This window comes from Caulobacter endophyticus, from assembly GCF_029543245.1.
In the GTDB taxonomy this organism is placed as follows: domain Bacteria; phylum Pseudomonadota; class Alphaproteobacteria; order Caulobacterales; family Caulobacteraceae; genus Caulobacter; species Caulobacter endophyticus_A.
Window position 1 is genome coordinate 147,853 of the sequence record NZ_JARQWV010000007.1, and the last position, 12,374, is coordinate 160,226.

General features: G+C 67.2%; 11 protein-coding genes. 5 read left to right on the forward strand and 6 right to left on the reverse strand.

Annotated features, from left to right (window positions below):
- The 6 genes from P7A99_RS08895 to P7A99_RS08920 form a co-directional block, all read right to left on the reverse strand.
- Entirely contained in the window at positions 1 to 948 is a 948-nt protein-coding gene (locus P7A99_RS08895) for a thioesterase family protein (RefSeq protein ID WP_277793529.1), read from the reverse strand.
- Positions 949 to 1,007: 59 nt separating this feature from the next.
- Positions 1,008 to 1,202, reverse strand: coding sequence for a hypothetical protein (locus tag P7A99_RS08900; protein ID WP_277793530.1), 195 nt, complete (start codon positions 1,200 to 1,202; stop codon positions 1,008 to 1,010).
- A 50-nt stretch (positions 1,203 to 1,252) separates the two neighbouring features.
- Positions 1,253 to 1,738, reverse strand: coding sequence for a Fur family transcriptional regulator (locus tag P7A99_RS08905; RefSeq protein WP_277793531.1), 486 nt, complete (start codon positions 1,736 to 1,738; stop codon positions 1,253 to 1,255).
- Between the two features lie 36 nt (positions 1,739 to 1,774).
- On the reverse strand, positions 1,775 to 2,545 hold the full coding sequence (locus tag P7A99_RS08910; protein WP_277793532.1) for an acid phosphatase: 771 nt from the start codon (positions 2,543 to 2,545) through the stop codon (positions 1,775 to 1,777).
- 62 nt (positions 2,546 to 2,607) lie between these two features.
- Positions 2,608 to 3,660, reverse strand: a complete 1,053-nt coding sequence (locus tag P7A99_RS08915; protein ID WP_277793533.1) for a 1,9-bis(guanidino)-5-aza-nonane synthase — start codon at positions 3,658 to 3,660, stop codon at positions 2,608 to 2,610.
- Positions 3,661 to 3,822: 162 nt separating this feature from the next.
- A complete protein-coding gene (locus P7A99_RS08920; RefSeq protein WP_277793534.1) occupies positions 3,823 to 5,082 on the reverse strand; it encodes a type III PLP-dependent enzyme in 1,260 nt (419 codons plus the stop codon).
- 238 nt (positions 5,083 to 5,320) lie between these two features.
- On the opposite strand from P7A99_RS08920, the gene phnC reads away from it, so the two are divergent.
- From phnC to P7A99_RS08945, 5 genes are all read left to right on the forward strand, one after another.
- Entirely contained in the window at positions 5,321 to 6,115 is a 795-nt protein-coding gene (gene phnC, locus P7A99_RS08925) for a phosphonate ABC transporter ATP-binding protein (RefSeq protein ID WP_277793535.1), read from the forward strand.
- Entirely contained in the window at positions 6,112 to 7,119 is a 1,008-nt protein-coding gene (gene phnD / locus P7A99_RS08930; protein ID WP_277793536.1) for a phosphate/phosphite/phosphonate ABC transporter substrate-binding protein, read from the forward strand. The genes phnC and phnD overlap by 4 nt, the downstream gene beginning before the upstream one ends.
- A 2-nt stretch (positions 7,120 to 7,121) precedes the next feature.
- The gene (gene phnE, locus P7A99_RS08935) at positions 7,122 to 7,940 is read left to right on the forward strand and encodes a phosphonate ABC transporter, permease protein PhnE (protein ID WP_277793537.1); all 819 of its coding nucleotides are present in this window, start codon (positions 7,122 to 7,124) and stop codon (positions 7,938 to 7,940) included.
- A 417-nt stretch (positions 7,941 to 8,357) separates the two neighbouring features.
- Entirely contained in the window at positions 8,358 to 10,778 is a 2,421-nt protein-coding gene (locus P7A99_RS08940) for a TonB-dependent receptor (protein ID WP_277793538.1), read from the forward strand.
- Positions 10,779 to 11,098: 320 nt separating this feature from the next.
- Positions 11,099 to 12,355, forward strand: coding sequence for an OprO/OprP family phosphate-selective porin (locus P7A99_RS08945; RefSeq protein ID WP_277793539.1), 1,257 nt, complete (start codon positions 11,099 to 11,101; stop codon positions 12,353 to 12,355).
- The last annotated feature ends 19 nt before the right edge of the window (positions 12,356 to 12,374 follow it).

Genomic DNA, 12,374 nt, shown 5'->3' on the forward strand with positions numbered 1-12,374 from the left:
CTACAGCCCCAGGCCCTCGACCGAGCGCTGCGCCAACTTCGCCGCCGCCCCGGGGCTGATGGCCACGGCCTTGCGGGCGTCCAGGTCGAAGGTGATGGCGCTGACGGTCGAGGTTCCCCAGGCCTGGCCGGTGTCGGGGTTCAGCAGCCAGTGGGCGCAGCGCATGATGCGGCCCTCGCTGCCGATCAGGCCCGAGCGCACCTCCAGTCGGTCGCCCAAGCGCGGCCAGGCCAGGTAGACGATCCGGTATTCCAGCACGGCCCCGCCCACCCGGCCGGGCGCCGGATCGGCCGCCTCGGCGACGATGTCGCGCAGGGGAGCGATGAAGGCGCCGATGCCGTCGGAGACCCGGCCGATGAACTGCTCGGCCCGCATCCGTCCGAAGACGTCGCTTTCGCCTGCGCCCAGCGCGCCCAGGCTGATGCGTGTCAGGCCAAGGTCGTCGGCCCGCGCCAGCGACGCCTGCGGGATGGCCGGCGACAGGTCGACGCTGCGCGCCTGGGCCCGCTCGGGAACCTCGACCATCAGGCCCTTGGCCCGTTCGCGGACGATCGAAGGCCAGGGAAAGGCCTCGCCCTCGCGGGGCGTCACATGGGCCACGGTGGTCTGGAAGGTGGCGGCCAGCTCGCCGGTGGCCGAATGGACCAGCAACTGCAGAAGTTTCGCCTCGCTGTCGCCGATCTCGATCACCCCGCCCAGCATGTGCAGCGGCGCGCCGGCGTGGGCCTCTTTCAGGAACCGGATGTGGTGCTCGCGGACCACCAGGGTGGCGTTGGCGTGCGGTGCGAAGGCGTGGGGCAGGCCCATCTCGGCGGCGAGGCCCGCCAGCCCCTCCATCGCCCGGACGACGTAGAAGCGCACGTTCATGTGCCCCATCTCGTCGCAATCCCAGGTGTTTACCCCGCCGCGCCAGATCTCGACGCCGGGAAGCGGCTGCGCGGTCGTCATGGCGTCTCTCAAGCGGCTGGAACGGTCGTTCGAGACTAGCGAGGTTCAGGCGAGCTTGGCTAGCGGTCGCCTGAACCCGGACTGCCTTTGAAGGTGTCGCCGACCTCCGTGGCGTCGGGGCCGTCGGGGCCGGCGCGCTTGCGCGACTCCTCGCCGGTCTTGGTGACCTTGTCCTTGCCGCCTAGGGCGGTGAAGTCGCCGAGCGGCTCGGCCTCGTTAGCCTGCCGGCCTTTGGAGTTGGGCTGTTGGGTCATCGCGGGCCTCCTTTCGCCAAGGAGAACCGAAGGCCGCCACGAGGGTTCCGCTACTCGCCCTTGCAGTCGGCGCACTTGCCGTGGGCTTCGATGGTCACGCCGGTCAGGGCGTAGCCGGCCGCCTGGCCCGCGGCGATGATGTCGGCGGTGGCTTCGGGCTCGAACTCGCGGGTGGCGCCGCAGCAGTCGCAGATCAGGAACGCCGCGGCGTGGCCGTCGGCCTCGCGCCGGCAGGCGACATAGGCGTTGAGGCTCTCGATGCGGTGGGCGAAGCCCTGCTTTTCGAGGAACTCCAGCGCGCGATAGACGGTCGGCGGCTTGGCCGGCGGGCCGTCGACCGCGAAGGTCGAGATCAGGTCGTAGGCCTTCACCGGCTGGCCCGCTTCCAGCAGCAGTTCCAGCACCCGGCGGCGCGGGGCGGTCAGGCGCTGGTCGGCCGCCGCGCAGCGGCTCTCGGCCGCCGCCAGTTCGGCGGCGAGCGCGTCCCCGGCGACGCCGTGGTGATGGTGGTCGTGATCGCACGCGGTGTGGGCCATGGGCCAGAGGTAGAGGTCCGGACCCTCCGGCGCAAGCTACAGCAGCGGCCTGGCCACCAGGGCGGCCTCCGCCTCGCAGCGGAGCTTATCCGGCGCGGGGGCGGTCTTGCGCACGGCGGTCATTTCGGCCCGTACGGCGGCCAGGTCGGCCTTGAAGGCGCGCGAGCTCTTCAGCGCCTTGTGCAGGTTGCGGGCGTTGCGGCGGCCGGCCTCGACCGAGCTCATGTTGTGCACGCCGCAGACCACCCGGCTTTCGCCGAACCCCTGCGCCCTGGCCAGGATCGCCGGAGCGCGGTCGGGAGCGGCCTCGGCCAGCAGCAGGCCGACGGTCCAGCCCCAGGTCGAGTGGCCGGACGGATAGTCGGGCGACACGGCCAGGCCCACGGTCTTGGGCAGGCAGATCGGCGCGTCCTCGAACAGGTAGGGGCGGGGGCGCAGATGCTTCCACTTGGGGCCGGCCACCGCGGCGCGCACGTCGCCGCGCATCCTCTCCATCATCGCCAGGAGCTTGGGATTGGTCTGCGGCGTGATGCTGGCCCCAAGGGCGCAGGCATAGCCGTCGAGGATGCGGCTCTTGTCGGCGTCGGCCTGGGCCAGCGACCAGCGGGGGCCGTCCTTGAGCGGACGGGTGGCGCGGAAGATCTCGCGGTCGCGCCGCTCGGCCGGCGTGCCCTCCTTCGGCGGCGGGGGCAGGTGGTCGCGGGCGTCGAAGGCGCGCGGGTGCAGGTAGCGGTCGTCGTCGTCGCCGGGAAGGGCGGCGCAGCTCGCCAGGGCGAGCGCGGCGGCGGCGACGATGGGCAGGCGCATAGAAAAAGGGTCCCGGAAATCACTTTCCGGGACCCTGCAATCTTGGCCTTCGCCGATCAAGCCTACTTGCCGAACAGCTTGTTCCAGCGCGGCTTTTCGCGGCCTTCCCAGGCCTTGCGGTGGTAGGCGTCGCTGGCGATCAGCGGCACCACGGTGGTGGCTTCGGCGAAGACCATCTGTTCGTAGGTGGTCGAGACCTTGCCCCACGAGGCGGCTTCCTTGAGCGTCGACGACGAGCAGGCGCCGTCGCGCACGTCGGCCACCGTGATCTGGATGGCGTACTTGTGCATGTCGGCCTCGACGCCGAGGATCTCGGCGCAGACGACGGTGTCCTGGGCGAAGTTCTTCGGCACGCCGCCGCCGACCATGAACAGGCCGGTGGTGCCGGCGGCGATCTTGACGTCCGTCAGTTCACGGAAGTCGGCCACGGCGTCGATCATCAGGTAGGGCGCCTTCTCGGCGATCTTTTCCTTCTGGTGCTTGACCAGGCCGAAGCCGGCCGAGCTGTCGACGAAGGCCGGGCAGAAGATCGGCACGCCTTCTTCGTAGGCGGTCTGGATCAGGCTGCCTTCCTTCTTGGCGTTGCCTTCCGACAGCCACTTGCCCATTTCCCAGATGAACTCGCGCGAGGAATAGCCGCGCGGCTCCAGGCGGTTGCAGATCTCGAGGATCGTGTGGTCGCAGGCCTGAAGTTCTTCTTCGTCGATATAGGTGTCGTAGATGCGGTCGATGTAGTTGTCGCGCAGGACGTTGTCGTCGACCGGGCCGGCGGCCTGATAGTGCTTGAAGCCGAGGGCTTCGAAGAAGTCCATGTCGACGATCGAGGCGCCGGTGGCGACCACGGCGTCGATCATGCCGTTCTTCACCATGTCGCGGTAGACGTGCATGCAGCCGCCGGCCGAGGTCGAACCGGCCAGGATCAGCCAGGTCGAGCAGCCCTTGTCGGCCAGGGCCATGTTGAAGATGTCGGCGGCGCGGGCGGTGTCGCGCGAGCTGAACGACATCTTGCGCATGGAGTCGATGATCGGGCGGGCGTCGTACGACTTGATGTCGACGTGCTCGACCACGGTCTGGAGCAGCTCGGCCTTCTGGTTGTTCGGAACGGGAGCGTTCATCGCTTCGGTTTCCCTGACTTTGGACGCCCGTCGTTGGAACTGGGCCGCCTGTCGGGACGGAGCGACCGACAGGGGCGGAAAATGCGAACCGCACCCGACGTCTAACGTCGAGCGCGGCGCGCGGTTTAACTCAGAAACGGTCTACTGACGAAACACGTCCGTTTAGCGACGGCGCTTGCGCTTGCCGGCCGCGCCCTTCGGACGTGAGAAGCGCACGACCTTGCGTTCCTCGGCCTCGGTGCGGACCACCGGGATCGAGCGCTTGGCCAGGCCGTACATCGAGGCCATCGGCGCGTCCTGCACCTCGACGGTGTCGGTTTCGCCAAAGCCGTTGAAGCGGGTCGACATCGCCACGCCGTAGGCGCCCAGCATGCCGATCTCGATATAGTCGCCTTCGTCCACGCTTTCCGGCAGCCAGAAGGGCCCCGGCATGTGGTCGACGCTGTCGCAGGTCGGGCCGTAGAAGCGGAAGGGCTTGAGGCCCTCTTCCACCACTTCGCCGTTCTTGCGGTACAGCTTCACCGGGAAGGGCCACTTCATGTGCGCCGCGTCGAACAGCGAGCCATACGACCCGTCGTTCAGATAGAGCGCGTCGCCCTTCTTCAGCTCGACCTTGACCAGCAGCGACGAGGCCTCGGCGCACAGGGCGCGGCCCGGCTCGCACCACAGCTCGGTGGTCTCGTGGACCATCATCTCGGCGAAGCCGCGGTCGATGGCCGCCAGGTATTCCGACAGGTCCGGCGGGACCATGCCCGGATAGATCGACGGGAAGCCGCCCCCGACGTCGACGACGTCGGCCAGCACGCCGGCGCGCACCAGGGCGCGGCTCGCCTGGGCCATGGCGGCCTGATAGGCGGTCGGGCGCATGCACTGGCTGCCGACGTGGAACGAGACGCCCATCAGGTCCTGCGTCGAGCGGCGAGCCGCCAGCAGCAGGGACGGGGCGTTGTGCAGATCGACGCCGAACTTGCCCGACAGCGAGTAGGCCGCGCCTTCGGCCTGCACGCCCATGCGGACGATCAGGTTCAGGTCCTTGGCCTGGCCGGTCGAGTCGATGATCTTGGCCAGTTCCTCGTGCGTGTCGAACGAGAAGGTGCGCACGCCGTGGTCGAAATAGGCGGCCGAGATGGCGCGCCGGCTTTTGACCGGGTGCATGAAGGCCATGCGCGAGCCGGGAGCGTGCTCGGCCACGAGCTCGATCTCGGCCACGGACGCGACGTCGAACGACCGCACGCCGGCGGTCGCCAGCTCGCGGATCACCCACGGGGAAGGATTGGCCTTCACCGCGTAGAAAACGTCGCCTTTGAATTCAGACTGGAACCAGCGCGCCGCTACCGACACCGCGTCCGGGCGCACGAGTGCGACAGGACGTTCCGGTGACCGCTCACGGACCAGGTCCAGGGGCGTGTGGTACGTGGACAATTCACGTAACCCCCTGTTGGAAGTTAAACCCAGGCCGGCGTTAGCAGCGTTTTAGAGGACTTCGGGTCCGCCGGAGCCGAGCGAAATAGGGGCATAGGGCGGGGATGTAAAGACCCTTTTGATCGCGGCGGGCGAGGCGAATTGATCCACTGGTCGTCACAAATCCGTTGCGCGAGCGCCGCAAAGCAGGGAACGGATTTGCCCGCGCCGGAAACCACGTTAAGGATTCGACCCGACCATGACGTCGGACCCTGTTCTCTCGATCCGCGCCGTATCCAAGACCTTCGGGTCGCGGAAGGCCCTGAACGCCGTTTCGCTCGACGTGGCGCGGGGCGAGATGATCGCGCTTATCGGTCCTTCGGGCTCGGGCAAGTCGACCCTGCTGCGCTCGATCGACGGCCTGCAGACGATCGATGAAGGGGAGGGCGCGATCAGTGCCTTCGGCGGCCCGGTTCAGGCCAGGGGCCGCGTTTCGGATCAGGTGCGCAAGGCGCGCATCCGCATCGGCTTCATCGCCCAGCAGTTCAATCTCGTCGGCCGGCTGTCGCTGTTCAGCAACGTGGCGCTGGGTTCGCTGGGCCGCATCCCGCTGGTGCGCGGCCTGCTGGGCGCCTGGCCGAAAGAGACCCGCGAGGCGGCCATGGCCGCCCTGCACCGCGTCGGCATCTCCGACTATGCCGGCCAGCGCGCCAACACGCTTTCGGGCGGCCAGCAGCAGCGCGGCGCCATCGCGCGGGCCTTGGTGCAGAAGGCCAAGATCATCCTCGCCGACGAACCGGTCGCCTCGCTCGACCCGGTCTCGGCCCGCAAGGTCATGGAGATCCTCCGCGACCTGAACGCCAGCGACGGCCTGACCGTCATCGTCACCCTGCACCAGGTGGACTACGCCCTGCGCTATTGCGACCGGGTCGTGGCCCTGAAGGCTGGGCAGAAGGTCTATGACGGCCCCGCCGATGCGCTGGACCGTGACAAGCTCATCGAAATCTACGGCCCGGAATTCGAGGACGTGTTCTGGGAAGGAGCCCCGCAATGATCCGCCGCAGCCTGATCGCCGGCCTTGCTCTGAGCGCGCTGGCGCTCGCCGCCTGCTCGGGCCCGTCCGAGGCCCCCGCGTCGAAGGACACGGTGACCTTCTCGATCCTGTCGACCGAGTCCGCCCAGAACATGGAGGGCTACTGGAAGCCCATCCTGGAGGACATGGAAAAGCAGACCGGCCTCAAGGTGAAGCCGTTCTTCTCGTCCAACTATTCGTCGCTGATCGTGGCCATGGGCGCCAAGCAGACCGATCTGGGCTGGTTCTCCAACCAGTCGGGCCTGGAGGCGGTGCGCCGCTCGAACGGCGAGGTCTTCGCCCGCACCTTCGATCCCTCGGGCGTCGACGGCTACAAGTCGGTGGTCATCGTCCCCAAGGACAGCAAGCTGACGGTCGAGCAACTCCTGAAGTGCGACAAGTCGCTGAACTTCGGCATCGGCGACAAGAAATCGACCTCCGGCACCCTGGCCCCGATGACCTACCTGTTCATCCCGGCCGGCAAGAAGCCCGAGACCTGCTTCAAGACCGTGCTGACCGGCAATCACCAGGCCAACCTGTTCGCCGTGGCCAACGGCAAGCTGGACGCGGCCACCAACAACTCCACCAGCCTGCGCCTCAACGCTGCGCGCAAGGACGGTCAGGCCGACAAGGTCAAGGTGATCTGGGAGTCGCCGACCCTGCCCGAAGACCCGATCATCTGGCGCAGGGACGTGGATCCGGTCGTGAAGGAGAAGCTGCGCCAGTTCTTCCTGACCTATGCGCAGGGCGATACGCCCGAGGCCGCCAGGCAGCGCGCCAATCTCGAGCGTCTGTCGATCGGCGGCTTCAAGCCGGCCGACGACAGCCACCTGCTGACGGTGCGCGAGATGGAGGCCCTGGAGAACTTCGGCCTGGCCAAGGAGGGCGGCGACGCCGCCAAGATCGCCGCCGCCCAGAAGGTGCTGGACGGTGTCCGCGCCGAACGCCTGGCCGCCGAGGCCAAGGCCGGCCTGCCCGCCAACTGACGATGAGCGAGACCCCGATCCCGGCCCCGCCGAAGCGCTCGGCTTCGGCCATCGGCTTCGACCTGCTGCTGTGGGGCGGCGTCGCCGTCCTGCTGCTGATCAGCTTCAAGCCGGCCGAGATCGACAAGTTTCCCGAACTGTTCGGCGGTTCGGAGCGGATGCGCGACTTCGCGCGCGGCTTCTTCTCGGCCTTCACCGATCTGGACGCCTTCACGGCGATGGACTGGCCGCTGTTCATCGCCAAGATGTGGGAGACGATCCAGATGGCGCTGTGGGGCACGGCGCTGGCCGTGCTCGTGGCCGTGCCGCTGGGCATACTGGGGGCGCGCAACATCACGCCCTGGTGGATCCAGCAGCCGGTGCGCCGCCTGCTCGACCTGATCCGCTCGATCCCCGACCTCGTCGTGGCCCTGATCTTCATCACCGCGGTGGGCCTGGGGCCATTCGCCGGCGTCATGGCCATCATGTTCAACACCGGCGGCGTGCTGGCCAAGCTGTTCGCCGAGGCCGTGGAGTCGATCGACAAGGGCCCGGTCGAGGGCGTGCGCGCCACCGGCGCGGTGAAGCTGCAGGAGATCATCTGGGGCGTCATCCCTCAGGTGGCCCCGCTGTGGACCAGCTACGCCCTCTACCGTTTCGAAAGCAGCGCTCGCGCCGCCACGGTGCTGGGGCTGATCGGGGCGGGCGGCATCGGCCAGATCCTCATCGACTCCATCAACGCCTTCCAGTTCGACCAGACCGGCTGCATTGTGCTGGTCATCGTCGTGGCGGTGTCGATGATCGACCTGCTGTCCCAGGCGATCCGCTCGCGCCTGCTGTAGGCGGCCGCCCGGTCGTTCGGGCTTCAAAATTTCCAGCGACGGTTTTGTGTCATGTCGGGCCTCCGCGCGCCCGGCGGCCGTCCTGCCGGCCTGAGCGGGGATCGTGCTCTTGTCGCCGGAGAGATCTGGCGCGTGGAGCCGCTTGTCGGTTCCAGTAGATCGCTGCGCGTTCCAGAAATTCTAAGTTTGTTCATCCGCCTTGGAGGCGGCCAGGAAATCTTGTCGCTAAGCCTGTAGTTTCAATTTTGACTGAAAGCGGCAAAAACGAACGTTGTTATCTTCTGTTTGTGCCTGAGCGGGCTGCCGCATGTCAGTTGTGGCGCAAAATTATCACGTCTTGAAACATACATATTGGTGTCGCCGAAGCGTCATCGCTGGCGTTTTATCCCCCGCCCCACCAAAAAGGGGTACACATTCATGCGTAAGTATTTCGAAGGCGCGGCCGTCGCCGTCCTCATGCTCGCCACGGCGCAGGTTGCGTACGCCGCCGATGTCGCGCCCGCCGCGCCTGCCGATGACGCCACCGCCCTGGACAACGTCGTCGTCACCGCCACCAAGCGTGAAACCAATCTGCAGAACACGCCGATCGCCATCTCGGTGCTGAGCGCGACGGCCATGGCCGACCGCCACGCCGAAAGCCTGATCAGCCTGCAGGACGGCGCCATCCCGTCGCTGCGCGTCGCCACCTTCGAGGCCCGCCAGTCGGCCCTGACCATCGGCATTCGCGGCATTGTGCCGTTCGACGCCAACCAGACCGCCCGCGATCAGGGCGTCGGCGTCTATATCGACGGCGTCTATCTGGGCCGCCAGCAGGGCCTGAACGCCGCCCTGCTCGACCTGGAGCGCATCGAAGTCCTGCGCGGCCCGCAAGGCACGCTGTTCGGCCGTAACACCGAAGGCGGCGCGCTCAGCATCGTCACCAAGGCCCCGACGGGCGAGTTCGGCGGCCGCATCACCGCCGGCGTCGGCAACTACGGCGCCTACACCGCCGAACTGCACCAGGACTTCCAGGAGTTCGCCAACCTGTCGGTCAAGGTCGACGCCCTGCTGCAGCACCAGGATCCGACCACCAAGAACCCGCTGGAAGGCCAGGCCGGCTGGAACCAGTACGACCGCAAGGGCGGCCGCATCAGCGGTCTGTACCAGCCGAACGACAAGTTCAGCGCCCTGGTCGCCTTCGACTACGCCAAGGACGAGAACACCCCGTTCTTCAGCCAGCTGGTCAGCTACAACCCCTACGGCAAGCGCGTGCGCACCCAGGCCGAACTGCTGGCCGCCGCCAGCGCCCCGGCCGGCACGATCAACCCGCTCTCGCCGCTGGTCAAAGTCCACACCGACCGCCAGTCGGTCTCGGACATCGGCACGGTCCAGCAGCCCAGCGTCGACGAGACCGGCGGCCTGATGGCGAACCTGAAGTACCGCTTCGCGCCGAACCTCGAGCTGCGCTCGATCACCGCCGCCCGCGCCGTCGCCACCAACCAGTGGGACAACTCGGGCATCGAGTCGCGCAACGTCTTCGCGCCGAACGCCAACTTCGGCCGCTACAGCCTGTCGGACCTGTATCAGCGCCAGTTCAGCCAGGAGTTCCAGCTGGTCGGCGACTTCGGTGACAACTTCACCTATGTCGGCGGTCTCTACTACTTCAAGGAACACGTGAAGGAGTCGGCCGCCACGCCGTTCACCAACCAGTGGAACGCCGACGGCACCGCCTACACGATCCGCTCGGCCTACGGCACCTCGAAGAACGCCGCCGGCACGGCCGGCTGGCAGCGCGGCACGCGTTTCATCACCCGCGCTTCGGAAGCCGACGCCGAGAGCTACGCCGTCTACGGTCAGGGCACCTACACCCCGCCGTCGATGGACGCCCTGCACCTGACGCTGGGCGGCCGCTACACCAAGGACACCCGCGAGGGCACGCTCTACGTCGTCAACGGCAAGGCCACGAACTTCACGTTCGACTACGACAAGGGCCGCTTCGACCCGATGATCAACGTGGCCTATGACGCCGCCGAGAACATCAACCTCTACGCCAAGTTCTCGACCGGCTACCGCGCCGGCGGCGCCAACGCCCGCTCGCAGAACTTCCAGGCCTTCGACCCGGAAAAGGTCAAGTCCTACGAAGTCGGCGCCAAGATGGACCTGCTTGAGAACCGCCTGCGCGTGAACCTGGCCGCCTATGCCATGGACCGCACCGGCACTCAGATCGACTTCGACAGCGTCGACACCACCCCCGGCAGCCCCACCCAGGGCGCGCATACCGAGGAAACCCGCAATGCGCCGGGCACCTCGAAGATCCGCGGTTTCGAGGCCGACATCACGGCCAAGATCACCGACGACATCCTGGTCGGCTTCTCCTACGCCTACACCGACGTGAAGGTGCCGGACGCGCCGTTCCCGTTCACCGGCAACTCGGTGGTTCCGCAGGGCACGCCGTTCCCGGTCAACGTGGTCTACACGCCGCCGAACGCCGCCTCGGCCTATATCGACTACAAGAAGCCGGTGGGTTCCATGACCTTCCGCGCTCACCTGGACGCCAACTATGCCGACGCCCAGTACTCGTTCCAGACCGAGTTCGCCGACACCTCGGCGACCGGTTCGCGGACCGAATACGTGGCGGCCAAGACCGACAGCAGCTTCATCGTCAACGGCAACCTGACCCTGGCCGACATCAGCATGGCCGACGGCGCCGCCTCGGCGAGCTTGTCGCTGTGGTCGCGTAACCTGCTGAACGAAGAGCACATCTACCGCATCTCGGCCGCCAACCGCGGCACGATCGGCGACTACGCCAACTTCAACCCGCCCCGGACCTACGGTCTGGAACTGCGCGTGAAGTACTAGGCGCTGATCCTTCCGGCTCCGGGACCCCCGGAGCCGGGCGACGATCACGAACGCGGCGAAGGGCGGTCCGGCGACGGGCCGCCCTTCTGCTTTTGGGCGGGTGCGTCGAGTTTTGTCCGTAAGCTGACGTCACGGGCGGGGCTGTGGTGGCCTGTCGTTGCGGAAATATCTCCGTTCATCGAACGAAAGAACGATTGTCACCGATCTGTCGTGCAACGGTGCTCGAACCGTCACGACCCCTCTTTAAAGCCGCAAATCGTCCTCATCACGCCCGTCGCGGGCGTCGAAAACAGAGGGCAGCTGCAAGAGGGGGGTCTCGTATGAGTATCAGTACCTCGTTGTGTGCCCGTTCGGCCCTGGGAGCGTTCCTCGCCCTGGGCCTTGGCGTCGCGGCCCAGGCCCAGGACATGGGCGTCAAATGGAGCGGGGCGCCGCAATTTTCCAATGACGACGTGGCCTTCAAGGTCCGTGGACGGATCCTGCTCGACGCCGTGTTCCAGGACGTCCAGCGCGACGGCCCCGGCGGCGACTTCAAAACCCGCAACGTCCGCGGCCGCCAGGCCTTCCTCGGGATCGAGGGCAAGCTGAACAACTATTTCGCCTACAAGGCCGAGGGCGGCGCCGTGAACGGCGGCGCCTGGACCTGGGACGACGTCGTCATCGAGTACAAGCCGAACGAGCCGATCTCGCTGCTGTTCGGCAACATCAAGGCCACCGGTCTCGAGAACCTGACCTCGACCCGTTTCATCACCTTCCTGGACCGGGGTCCGTACGGGGATTTCGGCGTCGATTCCTACCTGCTGGGCGTGGTGGCCAAGTACCAGGGGCTGAACTACAGCCTGACGGGCGCGGTGCAGGGCGCGCCGATCAACACCGTCGACCTGGCCAACGCCAACGCCGACTCCAAGGAGCGCATCACCCTGACCACGCGCGCCCACTGGGCGCCGGTCAACGGCGATCTCGACAAGCTGCATCTGGCGCTGTCCTACCGCTACCGCAACCGCGGCGACGAGGGCGCCTTCGTCTACAGCGGCCGCACCAACACCGCCTACAGCAACGCCACCTTCTACACGACGGGCGGCATCGGCAATCGCGACAACACCCTGGCCTTCGAGGGCGCCTATGTGCACGGGCCGTTCTCGGTTCAGGGGGAGTACGCCTCGATCGACGTCACCCGCCAGGGCGGCGCGGCCGTCGGCGGTGACCCGAAGATCAAGGTCGGCTACGCCTATGTGACCTTCTGGCCGACCGGCGAGCTGCGCAACTACGACGCCATGGCCGGCGAGTTCAAGCGGCCGAAGATCCTCAATCCGGTGACCGCCGGCGGCTGGGGCGGGGTCGAGCTGGCCCTGCGCTACGACGTCGCCGATACCACCGAGGCCTACGAGACCCTGAAGACCAAGCCGGCTGCCTCGCAGGCGGGCGAATACAAGGGCGTCACCCTGGGCGTGAACTACTACCCGACCGGTTACGTCCGCTTCCAGGCCAACTACACCGACGGCGACGTCGACAATTTCGGCGCCAACCAGGACTACGGGATCAAGCAGTTCCAGCTGCGCGCCCAGCTGGACTTCTAGCGCCGCCGCTCCCTTCGCC